The sequence below is a fragment of the Pseudarthrobacter phenanthrenivorans genome, assembly GCF_000813845.1.
In the GTDB taxonomy this organism is placed as follows: Bacteria; Actinomycetota; Actinomycetes; order Actinomycetales; family Micrococcaceae; genus Arthrobacter; species Arthrobacter phenanthrenivorans_B.
The window spans coordinates 1-13150 of record NZ_JWTB01000049.1; the positions used below are offsets into that span (position 1 = coordinate 1).

The window sequence follows — 13150 nt, forward strand, 5'->3', positions numbered from 1 at the left end:
GGACATAGCGGACCTGGTCGACTTGACTGAATCAACATGACGGGATTTCGGGCATAAAGCCACCTACTCCGGCGTCCATATCCGGCAGGTTCAAAGAAATCAATGCTTGACCGAATCCCACATGACGGGATATCTTTGATAGAGACTATTTTGCAGTGCCCCCGAGAAATTCGGCGCACTAGGCGGTGGCTGAACTGGAAAAGATCAGCCCCGCCACCCCTGCCACGACCATCATGACGACGAAGCCACAAGGATCGACTATGACGACGACACCCCAGACTCACACCCCCCATGACTCCGGCGTGCCGGCTTCTGCACGGGACTTCAGCGTAGAGGGGCGCGTGGTGATCGTCACCGGCGCCGCGCAAGGCATCGGGCGGGAACTGGCCCGTCAGTTCGCGGCGGCTGGAGCACTGGCCGTAGTCGCCGACCTCGACATCAACAAGGCCGAATCAGTGGCCAAGGAAATTCACGACGCTGGGGGCACGGGGCTGGCCATCAAGGTCAACGTGGCAGATGAATCCTCCGTCAATGCCATGGTCGACACCGTTATCAACACCTGGGGCCGGATCGATGTGCTGATCAACAACGCCTCGATCTTCGCAACCCTCGAAAAGGTACCGTTCGACCAAATTCCCGTCGCACAGTGGGAAAACGTCTTGAAGGTCAACATCACAGGTACCTACCTGTGCGCACGCGGGGTTGCTGAGCACATGCGCAAGGCGGGCTTTGGCCGCATCATCAACGTCTCCTCCGACGCGGTCACCCGCGGCACTGTCAACTACCTCCACTACGTCACCTCCAAATCGGCAGTGATTGGCATGACCAACTCCCTGGCCCGCGAGCTGGGTAGCTACGGCATCACGGTAAATTGCATTCGGCCCGGCAGCGTTGCCACAGAGGTCGAACGCGCAGTCAACCCGACCGTTGCAGTCCGGGAGCGCGCAGCATCCCTGCAGTGCATTCCCCGCGGCATGGTTCCCACGGATCTGGTCGGCATCATGCTCTTCCTGGCTTCACAAGCCTCCGCTTTCATTACCGGCCAAACTATCGCCTGCGACGGCGGCTACACGCACAGCAGCTAACCCATACGATTCGTACGACGCAGCCCGAGGAGATCGCGCTCATGAAGCAGTACCCGCACCTCTATATCGATGGCCAATGGACCGAACCGGCCGGCTCCCGGGTTGTGGAGCTCATCGATCCCACCCGCGAGGAGCCCTTCGCCCATGTCACTTTGGGAACCGCTGCGGACGTTGATCGGGCCGTGGCGGCGGCCCGGAAGGCATTCGAGACGTTCTCCACCACGACCGTTGAGGAACGCATCGCCCTGATCGGCCGGATCATCGATGCCTACGAAGCCCGCATTGAAGAGTTCTCTGAACTGATCGCCCGCGAAGAAGGCATCCCGGTCGCCAACCGGGCACAAGTCACCGGACCGGCTCAGCACATGCGCGTCGCCCGCGAGATTCTGGCGCAATACTCCTTCGAGACACACATTGGCAATGCCATCGTCCGCCGGGAACCCATCGGCGTCTGCGCACTGATCTCCCCCTGGAATTGGCCGATCCAAACCGGCGTCATCAAACTCATCTACGCCCTCGCCGCGGGCTGCACGATCGTTGCCAAGCCCAGCATCAACTCTGCCGCCAGCGGCGCGCTCCTGGCCCAGGTACTGCACGAAGCTAAGGTCCCGGCAGGTGTTTTCAACCTCGTCAACGGCACCGGCCGCGAGGTGGGTGACGCACTGTCCCGCCACCCCGGGGTGGACATGATTTCCTTCACCGGGTCCACCGGCGCCGGCCAGCAGGTAGGAGCTGCCGCAGCGGAAACCGTCAAGCGTGTCAGCCTCGAACTCGGCGGAAAGTCCGCCAACATCGTCCTCCCCGACGCCGATCTCGAAAAGGCCGCCCGCTGGAATATTCAACGCGCCTTCTTCAACGCAGGCCAGTCCTGCCACGCCCCCACCCGTATGCTGGTCCACGAAGACCAGATTGACCAAGTCGTCCCGTTCCTCGTTGACGAAGTACAACGCTTCCGCCTCGGCGACCCGTTGGACCCCACCACGACGATGGGCCCGGTCGTCAGCGCCGCGCAGTACAAATCCATCCGGGATCTGATTCAAAGCGGAATCAACGAAGGAGCCCGACTCGTCACAGGTGGACTCGAGCGGCCCGAAGGCCTGGACCAGGGCTACTTCATCCAGCCCACTGTGTTTACCAATGTCACACCGGAAATGACCATCGCCCGCGAGGAAATCTTCGGACCCGTCCTGGCCGTCATTCCCTACAAGGATCAGGACAACGCCCTCCGTATCGCCAACGATTCCCCCTACGGACTCGGCGGCTATGTCTTCGGCGAAGACGAGGCCAACGCCCGCCGTATCGCCAACGGCCTTCGTGCCGGAAGGGTGAGCTACAACGGTGCGCCCACGGACTCATACACCCCTATGGGCGGATACAAACAGTCCGGCATCGGCCGCTCCATGGGCAGGTTCGGACTCGAGGAATACCTGGAAATCAAATCCGAATATGGCTTCGAAGACGAGGCACAGACACTGCCGGCACTTTTCGGCTGACAACCCCGAGTCGATCAGGAGACGACAGAACATGAACAAAGAAGCACCCGTACTGCGCAACCACGCAAAGGAAAAACTGGCTAAGGGTGAAACCGTATACTCCATGACCGTTCGTCTGGTCCGGACGGTGGATATCGCCTCTATCGCTCACACTGCAGGCTTCGATTCCGTCTACATCGATATGGAGCACAGCAGCTTCTCCCTGGAAGCCGCAGGGCAAATCTGCATGGCCTGCAACCACCTTGGTGTCACTCCCCTGGTCCGCGTCCCCGGCCTGGACCCAGCCTTCATTGCAAGGGTCATGGACTCCGGCGCCATGGGCATTATCGTGCCCGACGTGGAATCGGCCGAGCAGGCACGCGCCCTCGTCCGCGCGGTCAAACACGCGCCCCTCGGAGAACGCTCCCTCGCCGGCGCTGCACCCCAGCTGAACTACCGCACCTACCCGCCCGCCCAGGTCGTCCAAGCACTCGACCAAGCCTCCATGGTCGTTGCGATGATCGAATCCCAAACAGGACTCGACGCAGTTGAAGAAATCGCCGCCGTCGACGGGCTCGACATGATCCTCGTCGGAGCCAACGACCTCAGCGTCGTGCTCGGGATCGCCGGCCAAATGGACCACCCCAAAGTCCACGACGCCTACCTACGGGTCATTAAAGCCTGCCAGGCCAACGGCGTCTCGATAGGAATCGGGGGCCTTGGCGGATGGCCGGACCTCATCCGCCAGTACATCGAACTCGGTGCAGGCTACGTATCCACCGGCAACGACATCACATTCCTCAGCGCAGCGGCCGCGCAAAAGCGTCAGCAGTTCGCGTAATCGAGAGACCCCGGAGCGGAAAACATGAAAATCTGCGTGTATGGTGCGGGAGCGGTTGGCGGCCACATCGCCGGCCGCCTCGCCACGACGGAAGCCGACGTGTCACTCATCGCTCGCGGTGAGCAGCTGGCCGCCATCCGGCAGAACGGGTTGCGTGTCGAAACACGGGAAGAGACCCTTATTTCGCATCCTGTTGCCACCGACCAGCCGGCTGACCTTGGCCCGCAGGACATCGTCATCGTCACGGTCAAAGCCCCCGCCCTGCCAAACATCGTTGAAGGCATCAAATCCCTGCTGCATGAGGATACCCTCGTGCTGTTCGTCGGGAACGGCATCCCCTGGTGGTACTTCCACGCCCACGGGGGCGACCTCGACGGCACCCAGCTCCGGCGGCTGGACCCCGACCACTCCCTCTGGGACCGCATCGGCCCCGAACGCGCAGTCGGCGTCGTCGCCTACACCGCATGCACCGTCACCGCTCCCGGGGTGATCCGTGCAGAGAATCCCGTCAACCGCCTGATTATCGGGCGTCCCGACGGCAAGGCAGATCCCAAGCTGGACGCGTTGCCATCACTTTTGAACCCGACCGGTCTGGAAGTGAGCATCACGCCAAGAATCCGTGATGTCATATGGACCAAACTGAGCATGAACCTCATAGGCGGCTCCCTTGCCGTCCTTACCGCCTCCCCAATGAAGGACGTCCTGAACAAGCCGGCCATGGCGGGCACCGCCAAGGCAATGGCAGATGAAGGCTCAGCCATTGCCCGAGCCCTCGGATGCGACCCAGGCAACTCCGACGAGGGCCTCGTCAAACTGGCAAAATCAAGTCACCTCCAAAGCATCGCGCAAGACCTGCTTGCCGGGCGACCCATGGAAATCGATGCCCTGTTCCGCGTCCCCCTCGATCTCGCCGAACTCGCCCAGGTCCCAACGCCCAACCTCGACCTCATCATCGAACTCGCCATCCAACGGGCCCGGGCCGCCGGTCTGTATCTGGACACGGTCAAATGACATCCAGCCTCTGCAGCCGACAGGCAACTTAAGGCAGCAACACCAAACCCCAGCAGGCAAAGCTGCGGCAGCTCGCATTCCCAATTGGTTCTGTCAGCCGCGGCACATGAGGAAACACAGCCATCATGCCGTCGGGTTCTTTATGCCGGACCATGACAGCCACAACTGATTTCCAAGGAAAAAGATGAGTCGGAAAGAGACCCACGAGGACTGGGCGGGCACCAATTGGAAGCTCACTCCAGGCGAAATCGTCGAAGTTTGCTCAGCACGAAATGGCAGGCGGCGAGGAGTCATCGAAGAAGTCATGAAAGACAAATCAGGCTTCTGGTTGGCTGCCGACGGAGTAGAACCTCGCATATTTGTTGCTCTTGAAGAACAAAGCGTGCGGGTAACAGGTGCACCGACCGACAGCACGTTTCCGTAAGGCAATTCTCCACACGTATCCGCCCGTCCTCTGAGCTGAGTACGAGTGCTGGGCTGGAACAAACGAATCTTGCCGGGGCCGAGCGTGCTCGCAACCGTTCGGTCCCGGCAGTCCAACTTGGCCACAGGCCTACAGCAGTACTGGTGTTATTTGCGGCAGAAAGGAGAGATCAAGTGAAGATCCTGGAACAGGACTTGCCGAACAATCCCCCTCAGCTCGACACGACAAGCCAATTTTGCGACGGAAGTGGCGACAACGTCGACTGCCCCTTCTGCACCGGCCCCGAAACCGACTAAAGGCAGCGCTGTGGGCCGCCGTAGAGGATTGAACATCTGTCTGATGCGCGCACCCAAGCGTGCCTCCATGGCATAGCAGAGCGACTTCCGATCCTGCTGCCAGACGAAGCGCTTGTCGATGGTGTCGCAGGCTGCGCCACTTTGGGCTGCATCGGCTATGCACGCCCGCAAAGGGCTCCTCACTCGGAAACGTGGGGTGCGCGCGGGCCTGCCGTGTCCATCGACAGGGCCGCGCAGCGGCAAACCAGAAGCGCAGGGGAACTCCGTTCCTCGCCGGCTCTTTCCACCATTAGCCGGCCTAAAGTATTGCGGGAACAGTCCTAAGTTCGGCAGGGCCTGGCTCAACCTTGGAATGAGAAGAACTCCCATAATTCTTCCTCGTGCTTCATCCAGTGCCCTTCCCGAGGAAACCGCCGGCACGGAGTTCGGCCCTCAAACCCCGTCGGCACGAGAGCCGCCCGGTCCCGTGGTGAGCCCAGCCCCTGATGCCCCGGTTTGTAGGGGTTTCTGAGGACATTGGCGCCACCTGCGGACCCTTACTTCTTCGCCGCCACAGGCCACCACATACTCATCGACCACTGTAGAAGGTTCGGATGGTTCATCGTCCCGGTTAGGTGGTTCAGTCCGCACCCACAAACGGAAGCGGGGGTCATGGCTGGGTCGCTGGTCTCCTGGGCACCCGACTCGTTGCGGTCGGCGATGCGGATAGTGAAGAGGCGGCGTAAGTCCGCTGCGCGCATTGCTGTAACACTCCTTACGTGCAGGTTGCGAGATGATGACGTTTGCCGTGGTTTTCGGACGGGAACCACTTAAAGTCGATGATTCTCTAGTGGAAGGACCTGCCACCATCCGCTGCCAGGGCTGCGCCGGTGATGTAGGAAGATTCTGGTGTGGAAAGGAAGAGGATGGCCCGGGCGATTTCCACCGGATCGGCAAGTCGGTTGAGGGCGTAATTTCCGACGTTTCCCCTATAGCCGTCAGCCATCGCTGTGTCGACCATGCCCGGACAAACCGTGTTCACTCGTACTGCAGGTGCTAACTCGGCTGCCAAAGCCTTCGTTAGGGCAATCACTCCCCCCTTGGACGCGGCATACGCGCTATATCCGGGGGCATTGGGGAGCAGGCCTGCCGCTGAGGCGATAGTGACAATGGTTGAAGATGCTTCCTGCGAGAGCCAAGGTATCGCGCCGCGCAGGACGTTGTAGGTGCCGGTGAGGTTGATGTCGATCACCTTGCGCCAATCCTGTGCCGTTACATCCACAGCACGGCCTCGGAACATCACTCCTGCGGCATTTACCACCCCATCGATCCCGCTCAATGCGGCTGCAGCTTCGGTGATTACGCTTGTAACTGCTTCCTCATCGGTTATATCTACCGGAAACGCCGTGCCTCCGATTTCTTCGGCTGCTGCCTGGAGCTTCTCCTTGTCGCGATCCAGTAGCCCCACCGTCGCCCCCTCGCGAGCGAACAGCTGTGCGGTACTTTTTCCTATCCCAGAAGCTGCGCCAGTGATAATGATCCGGCGCCCCTTCAGACGTTCAATTGGACGCTCTGTATAGGCACTCATGTTGCTTCTTCCCAAGTTGTAGTTAGTCAGGTGCTCCTAGCTTTAGTGCTAGGCGCCCAGGCAAGACAGATTTCCGTACCGGGCACCGGATGTACCGGGCCGAATTCGAAGCTCCTTTACTCGTTACCCCGCTTCGGAATCTCGATCCCATGGAGGACGCCCATGCGCTCAAAGTGGGTGTAGATCCTATCGACGTAGGTTCCGAAGTCAGGGGATTCCACGAGGGCGAGCGGGCGGGGACGCGGGAGATCGACCACGATTTCGTCTACAACTTCACCTGGGCTGGGGCTCATAACGAATATCCGGTCGGAGAGACCGACAGCTTCTTCAACGCTGTGGGTGATGAAAAGAACGGTGGGCTTGTTGCGCAGCCATAGTGCCTCGAGGTCCGCTCTTACCTGCAATCGGGTAAGGGCATCCAGTGCTCCGAATGGTTCGTCAAGCAGGAGCACAGATGGTTCGTGAACGATGGTGCGAATGAGCGACACCCGTTGACGCATGCCGCCGGAGAGTTGGCGCGGGTATTTGTCGATCGCTTTCTCGATGTGGAGTTGTTTGAACAGCTCGGTGGCTCGAGAGCGCAGTTCCTTTTTGTCCAACCCACGGATGTCTGCGTGGATGAGGACGTTTTCCATTGCCGTCCTGAAGTCCAGCAGGAGGTGGTCCTGGAAGGCGATACCTATGTCAGTGAAGGGCTTATTGACTGACGTTCCACCGACTTGGATGTCGCCTTCGGTTCGTTCCAGCAGGCCGGCAACCATGAGCATGAGGGTGCTCTTGCCGCAACCGGACGGGCCGACGATCGAAATGAACTCCCCAGGGTTAATATCCATCGAAACAGGCCGCAGCGCTTCGAAGGACTTTCCCGCTGGGCTCGTGAAGGTCTTGGCGACGTCTTTTATTGAAATGGGCAGACCTGCCGCCCGTGTCTGCACTGCTGTGTCGTTCACTGGTGTGCCTTTCGCGATCCGTGCAGGACGGATCTAAATCCGCGTTGTGGATCTCCACCGTTCATGGTGGGTCAGACTGTGAGTTGCTGATCTGCTCTCATGAACCCTGAGCAGACCCCCAAGCCCTTGGTGATGCTCCCGGGTCTGCTGGGAGACTACTTGCAGCTCTTCAGGTCGCTGGCTGGAGGGAGGAAGTCGTAGGAGACGGACTTAGCGGTGTCCAGGGGAGCCGGGAGCAGCTTGGCTTTGGTCAGGATGTCATTGCTTTGCTGCCAGTGGGTTGGTTCAGCGCGGCCGATGGCGTTTGCGTCCGCCGCGCAGAGCAAGGGGAGCAGGAACGTGAGCTCAGCTCGTACGGTGTCGTCGACGGAGTCGGGCAGGAGCTGTTTGACGGCTGCCACCGCGTGTTCGGGATTGTCCCGCGCGGACGCCCAGCCTTTGAGGCTTGCCGACACAAATTTCTTGACTGCATCCGGGTTCTTCTCGGCAAAGCTTTGGGTCGTGAAGATCGAATGGGCGACCGGAGAGACGCCGTGGTCAGCGAACGGGAAGTTCTTGAAATCTGCGTGCTGCTGTTCGAGCGATACTGCCGTGTCCTGGCCGCCTACGATCGCGTCCACGTTGCCTTGGAGCAGCGCCGCGGGCATGGAGGCAAAGGGAACGTTCGAAATGGTGACATCCTTTTCGGACAGCCCGTTTGCCTCGAGGAACAGGGGGAACAGGAAAGCGTGGGCGCTGCCCTGGGGAACGGCGACGGTCTTGCCTTTAAGGTCCTGGACTGAGTTGATCCCTGATTTGTTAAGGACCTGCATGGCGATGTTGGTCACCTGGTTCACAGTTGCAACGATAACCAGAGGGGCGCCTTTTTCAATCTGCTGGCTGATCGGGACGGCGTCCGCAATGCCGATGTCTGCCTGGCCATTAGCCACAAGTTGTACTGCCGTGCCAGAGCCGGTGCCCTGCTCAATCTTCGCGTCGATTCCGGCGTCCTTATACAGGCCATCAGCCTGGGCGACAGCGAAGCCGGCGGTCGAGGCTGACCACGACCAGTGCATTTGAAAGCGGACCGAGTTTTCACCACCCGTACCACTGGCAGAAGGGCTGGCAGCGCAGCCGGAGAGCAGCATTGCTCCCGCAGCGATCGCGGCTGTGAGCAACTTGGTGATGCTTCTTTGCATAACGATTCCTCTAGATGTCGTTTACCGATTGGTGGGTTGAGAAGTGCCGGATCCAGCGGTGGACGCCCTGTAAATAAGCCGCGCGCGCCTTTACGCCGAGCGGCGCTGCCACGGCGTCAACAGCCATTCGGCTGCCTCAACGACGTAGTTCAGGATCACGCCGATGACAGTGAGGATCACCAAGATGGCAAACATGTATTCGGTATCCATCGCGCCGCTTGCCCGGAGCAGGGCGTAACCCAGGCCGCTGTTTGAACCAAGGAATTCCGCGACAAGTGCGCCGGTGATTGCGATGGTCGCGGAGGTTTTGATGCCTGAGAAAATCACCGGAAGTGCCGCCGGAAAACGAAGGGCCCAAAAGGTTTGCCACCGGGTGGCCCCCATGGACCGTGTCAGGTATAGGAGCCTGTCGTCCAAAATCCTGAATCCACTGATGCTGGCCATCAGCAAAGGGAAGAATGTTATGAGGACGACCAGCGCAACCTTTGTGTTAAGGCTGAAGCCGAGCCACACCAGAAGCAGCGGTGCCACAGCGATTTTAGGCACGAGTTGAAGCACGATCACCGGTGGGTAGACCAGCTGTTTAGCGGTCTTAGACAACGCAATGACCAAGCCGAGTGGGATGCCGATGACGATACTGAGCAGTAGACCGACCACGAGTACGACGAGAGTGGACTGTGTATGTACCCAAAGGCTGCCGGCGTCAGTGAAGAGCCGCTTGAAGACGGCGACTGGTCCGGGAAGAAGATAGGCAGGAATTTTGAATAGTTCTACCGCTGCAGCCCACGCCAGCACGATGGCAACAAAGACAAGAGGTGGCAATGATGACCAGGCGACGGAACCGATGCGCCGTTTCGTAGCCGATGACTCCCGTGCTTTGGGGCGAGCCGTTCCCGTTGTTGGCAAGGCAACGGCGGATGCTGTCTGACTGGGCCGATCAGCCGTGAGATTTTTCCTCGACATGAACCTTCTCCTCCTTGAGCGGAACAAATAATGGCGGCCCGCCCTATTTCTCCCGCAGAGTGGAACCTCACGAGAAAAAGGGGGGAAACGGAGCCTCTAGGGCTTCCCGGGGCGAGGACTCCCACGTGCTCCCCTTCGGATTATGGGGCGCATCACACAATGTCCGAAAACGACAATATCCGGCACTGTGGGACATCGTCAAGAGATTAATCCTGCAATATGAGATTACTTTCATGCTACGGTGCAGGTGTGTTCTGGTGGCGACCTCTGTGGCCGTGGTTTGTTTTGTATAACGACCGCAGTCAGCGGTTATGGACCCCCACTGAAAATGCCACCGAGACGCTTATAGCGTCGTTTTAAAAATATCTATGGAGGAACCTTGCGCACCGTTCCCTTTGGCCCGACAGACATCCGGGTGCCTAACCTCGCTGCGGGCATGATGCGAATCAAGGACAGTTCAGATGACGAAATTCGCGCCCTGTACACGGCGGCGCGAGAGGCAGGTATCAACTTTTTCGACCACGCCGACCTGTACGGAGGTCAGCGGCACATGTGCGAGCGGCGGTTCGCATCAGCCCTCAAGTTGAGCGGAACTGAGCGTGAGCAGATCATCCTGCAGACCAAAACCGGCATTGTTGCCGACGAGTGGCATTACGATTCCTCATACGAGCACATCGTTGCCTCCGTGGAGGAGTCGCTGGAAGCACTTGGCACCGACTACATTGATGTGCTGCTGCTGCATCGGCCCGACGCCCTAGTAGAGCCTGAAGAGGTTGCACGCGCGTTCGACGACTTGAAGACCAGCGGTAAGGTCCGGGCCTTTGGGGTCTCCAACCACACACCCCGTCAGATTGATCTGCTCAAAACCGCAGTGACTCAGCAAATCGTGGCAAACCAGGTGCAGCTGTCTCTCACGCACTCCACCATCATCGCGCAAGGGCTTTCATCCAACATGGCTGTCGAGGCTGATTCAATCACCCGCGATGGCGGTGGCATCATTGACTACGCCCGCGTCAACAGGATCACCCTGCAAGCATGGTCTCCCTTTCAAAAGGGCTTCCAGGATGGTGTGTTTTTTGCGTCAAAGGAACATTTTGAACTCAACGCAGAACTCGAACGGTTGGCGGCGAAATACAAGGTTACCCCGACTGCCATCGCCACCGCCTGGATTACCCGCCACCCGGCCGGGATCCAGGTCGTGCTCGGGACTACAAGGCCAGGGCGCATTGTGGATGCGGCGGCAGGCTCGGAGATTCCGTTGACCCGTGGAGAGTGGTACGGGCTGATTCAGGCCGCTGGACACAGGGTGCCTTAAGGGAGCTTCCGCCGCGCTCCAAGTGATGTCGATCCTGTCTTTCCGTAGGAGGCAAGAAGGACTCGCTAACGGCGTACACGATAACCAGCACTGTCCGACAGGTAAGGCTACGTCGCTACCGCTTCCTGGTGGTGACGCGGCGCGGCTTCTTGCCCTTTAGGCTAGGAGAAACCACTTGCCCGTAGAGATAGGCGCATTTGCTTCTATGTTGGGTGCCAGTCCCTGTGGCCGGCGCCCAACACAGAAGCAGACGGTCTAGACGGAGCTGTCTGCCGGTATCCGTAAACCTTCCTGTTTAAGGCTTTCGGTGAAAAAAGTCTGGATCTCATTGAACGGGATGAGTTCCGTTCGGTCATAGAGGTCGATATGGCGCGCCGCCGGAACGACAACGAGTTCCTTCGGCCCGGTCGCTTGCTCGTACACCGTGTCGCTGAAGTAGCGGGAGTGTGCGTGTTCGCCAGTGATCAGCAGGATGGGCCGCGGCGCGATGTCCTGCAGGTGAGCGAGCGGGCCAAAATTGATGTGCGATGCGCTGCTGGTGACAGTGAAACCGCCGATGGACCGCGGGTGCCGCCCGCGATTCGTGACGTAGTACTCGTGAAACTCGGCCGTAATCGGGTCGAGCTTCTCCGGCTTGAATTCTTCAGGAAACACGGGAGTCAAAGCCGGCTCCCCTGCATCAACGTCTGCCCAACGCTGTGCAGCGACCGATTGGATAACGTCCCGGCGTCCCTGATCGCTCTGCGAATTTTCCCATCCGTTGCGAACAACTCCGCTGATGTCGTACATCGCCGCCGTGGCAACCGCTTTGATACGTGGATCTACCTGAGCCGCGCTCAGTGCGAACCCTCCGCTACCGCAGATACCAAGGGCACCGATCCGCTCCCTGTCCACGTATGGCAAGGTTCCGAGAAAGTCGACGCCTGCGCTGAAATCTTCGGCAAAGATGTCTGGCGAGGATACGTGACGTGGTTCGCCGCCACTCTCGCCGTTGTAGGACGGGTCAAAGGCAAGGACGATAAAACCGCGGAGGGCGAGCTCGTTAGCGTAGACCCCCGGTCCTTGCTCCTTGACGCCGCCGTAGGGAGGTCCGATGACGAGGGCCTGATGAGGCTGGGATTCATCGAGGTTCTTGGCGGTGTACAGGTCACCGGCAATGCCGATCCCATAGCGGTTTTTGTAGCGAACAGGTGTACGTTTCACCTCTGTGCCAAGGGCGAAGGTGAGACCATCTGCATGCAGTGGCATTTATCTATCTCCGAATGCAATTAATAGGGGGTTGTGTCAGCGGGTAGGACTAGCGCTGCCTGACTAATCAAGCGGTTTGACAAAGGTTCGGAACTCATCGCGCTCACTATGAATACGCCAAAGTCGGTCGGCCAGGGCGGCAGGCTCGTGATCCGGATCGCCCCCGCCGATGCCCAAAGGAATGATGAGCTGTGCCACGTGGATGCCTCCCGTGGCCAATGCCTCATGGAGAACCTGGGCGTAGGCGCTCTCGCCGGCGAAGGCGACGGAAGTTCCGGTGACAGCCCCCCGCGGCCGGACCGCACTAGCACCGTTGATGAAGAGGATTGTGCCCCTGCCCAGGGATTGCATGCCAGGGATTACCGCTCGGGAGGCGGTGACTGGCCCATAGATCGAAAGCTGAACCGGGCCCACCAGATCATCGGCGGCAGTGTCCAGTGCAGGACGCATGAACTCTTTTGCGGGGACAGGGCTGTACTGCAGCACTTCAATCGGACCAAGCTGTTCCGCCGCCTGCCCGATGGATGCTTCCAGGGACGATTGATCCCGAACGTCAGCGGTGAAGCCTTCTGCAGTAACTCCTTCGCTACGGAGGGTCGAAACCAAACTGTCCAATTTGCTCTTGTTACGGGCAATCAGGGCCACGGCATGGCCTTCCTTCCCGAAACGGCGGGCTGCAGCGAGCCCCAGCCCCCTACCGGCTCCGACAATGGCCATGGTTGTCATGAACGTACCCCTCACGGTGGTCACTCTTGGGACGTTCCCAAGTGCAGGCTGTCGGAGTCAGGACATGACGGCAG

The 13150-nt window shown here is 59.6% G+C and carries 13 protein-coding genes; 7 read left to right on the forward strand and 6 right to left on the reverse strand.

Annotated features, from left to right (window positions below):
* Positions 1–185 precede the first annotated feature (185 nt).
* From RM50_RS19520 to RM50_RS21190, 6 genes are all read left to right on the forward strand, one after another.
* Complete coding sequence (locus tag RM50_RS19520) at positions 186–1085, forward strand: SDR family NAD(P)-dependent oxidoreductase (RefSeq protein ID WP_240472023.1); 900 nt, start codon at positions 186–188, stop codon at positions 1083–1085.
* A gap of 41 nt (positions 1086–1126) precedes the next feature.
* Positions 1127–2578, forward strand: a complete 1452-nt coding sequence (locus RM50_RS19525; RefSeq protein ID WP_043456103.1) for an aldehyde dehydrogenase family protein — start codon at positions 1127–1129, stop codon at positions 2576–2578.
* A gap of 31 nt (positions 2579–2609) precedes the next feature.
* Positions 2610–3398, forward strand: a complete 789-nt coding sequence (locus RM50_RS19530; protein WP_043456105.1) for an HpcH/HpaI aldolase family protein — start codon at positions 2610–2612, stop codon at positions 3396–3398.
* A gap of 24 nt (positions 3399–3422) precedes the next feature.
* On the forward strand, positions 3423–4409 hold the full coding sequence (locus tag RM50_RS19535; protein ID WP_043456107.1) for a ketopantoate reductase family protein: 987 nt from the start codon (positions 3423–3425) through the stop codon (positions 4407–4409).
* Positions 4410–4593: 184 nt separating this feature from the next.
* Positions 4594–4833, forward strand: coding sequence for a hypothetical protein (locus RM50_RS20755; RefSeq protein WP_156133920.1), 240 nt, complete (start codon positions 4594–4596; stop codon positions 4831–4833).
* 173 nt (positions 4834–5006) lie between these two features.
* Positions 5007–5129 carry a hypothetical protein gene (locus RM50_RS21190; protein WP_276202745.1) on the forward strand — a complete coding sequence of 41 codons (123 nt, stop codon included), beginning with the start codon at positions 5007–5009 and terminating at the stop codon, positions 5127–5129.
* 826 nt (positions 5130–5955) lie between these two features.
* Here the strand turns inward: RM50_RS21190 and RM50_RS19545 are convergent.
* From RM50_RS19545 to RM50_RS19560, 4 genes are all read right to left on the reverse strand, one after another.
* Positions 5956–6696, reverse strand: a complete 741-nt coding sequence (locus tag RM50_RS19545; RefSeq protein ID WP_043456113.1) for an SDR family NAD(P)-dependent oxidoreductase — start codon at positions 6694–6696, stop codon at positions 5956–5958.
* A gap of 116 nt (positions 6697–6812) precedes the next feature.
* Positions 6813–7646 carry an ABC transporter ATP-binding protein gene (locus RM50_RS19550; protein ID WP_240472025.1) on the reverse strand — a complete coding sequence of 278 codons (834 nt, stop codon included), beginning with the start codon at positions 7644–7646 and terminating at the stop codon, positions 6813–6815.
* 155 nt (positions 7647–7801) lie between these two features.
* Positions 7802–8824 (reverse strand): ABC transporter substrate-binding protein, encoded by a 1023-nt coding sequence (locus RM50_RS19555; RefSeq protein ID WP_043456116.1) that lies wholly within the window; start codon positions 8822–8824, stop codon positions 7802–7804.
* 90 nt (positions 8825–8914) lie between these two features.
* Positions 8915–9787 (reverse strand): ABC transporter permease, encoded by an 873-nt coding sequence (locus RM50_RS19560; RefSeq protein ID WP_043456119.1) that lies wholly within the window; start codon positions 9785–9787, stop codon positions 8915–8917.
* 379 nt (positions 9788–10166) lie between these two features.
* On the opposite strand from RM50_RS19560, the gene RM50_RS19565 reads away from it, so the two are divergent.
* Positions 10167–11102 carry an aldo/keto reductase gene (locus tag RM50_RS19565; RefSeq protein WP_043456121.1) on the forward strand — a complete coding sequence of 312 codons (936 nt, stop codon included), beginning with the start codon at positions 10167–10169 and terminating at the stop codon, positions 11100–11102.
* Positions 11103–11357: 255 nt separating this feature from the next.
* Here RM50_RS19565 and RM50_RS19570 read toward each other — a convergent pair whose 3' ends face one another.
* Together RM50_RS19570 and RM50_RS19575 are read right to left on the reverse strand one after the other, a co-directional pair.
* Complete coding sequence (locus RM50_RS19570; RefSeq protein ID WP_052260413.1) at positions 11358–12350, reverse strand: alpha/beta hydrolase; 993 nt, start codon at positions 12348–12350, stop codon at positions 11358–11360.
* Between the two features lie 63 nt (positions 12351–12413).
* Complete coding sequence (locus RM50_RS19575; RefSeq protein WP_043456185.1) at positions 12414–13076, reverse strand: SDR family NAD(P)-dependent oxidoreductase; 663 nt, start codon at positions 13074–13076, stop codon at positions 12414–12416.
* Positions 13077–13150 lie beyond the last annotated feature (74 nt).

Excerpts from the sequence above, each read along its gene's own strand:
- RM50_RS19575 (WP_043456185.1), bottom strand. The coding sequence starts at position 13,076 with ATGACAACCATGGCCATTGTCGGAGCCGGTAGGGGGCTGGGGCTCGCT.
- RM50_RS19570 (WP_052260413.1), bottom strand. The coding sequence starts at position 12,350 with ATGCCACTGCATGCAGATGGTCTCACCTTCGCCCTTGGCACAGAGGTG.
- RM50_RS19525 (WP_043456103.1), top strand. The coding sequence starts at position 1,127 with ATGAAGCAGTACCCGCACCTCTATATCGATGGCCAATGGACCGAACCG.
- RM50_RS19535 (WP_043456107.1), top strand. The coding sequence starts at position 3,423 with ATGAAAATCTGCGTGTATGGTGCGGGAGCGGTTGGCGGCCACATCGCC.
- RM50_RS20755 (WP_156133920.1), top strand. The coding sequence starts at position 4,594 with ATGAGTCGGAAAGAGACCCACGAGGACTGGGCGGGCACCAATTGGAAG.
- RM50_RS19545 (WP_043456113.1), bottom strand. The coding sequence starts at position 6,696 with ATGAGTGCCTATACAGAGCGTCCAATTGAACGTCTGAAGGGGCGCCGG.
- RM50_RS19560 (WP_043456119.1), bottom strand. The coding sequence starts at position 9,787 with ATGTCGAGGAAAAATCTCACGGCTGATCGGCCCAGTCAGACAGCATCC.
- RM50_RS19555 (WP_043456116.1), bottom strand. The coding sequence starts at position 8,824 with ATGCAAAGAAGCATCACCAAGTTGCTCACAGCCGCGATCGCTGCGGGA.
- RM50_RS19530 (WP_043456105.1), top strand. The coding sequence starts at position 2,610 with ATGAACAAAGAAGCACCCGTACTGCGCAACCACGCAAAGGAAAAACTG.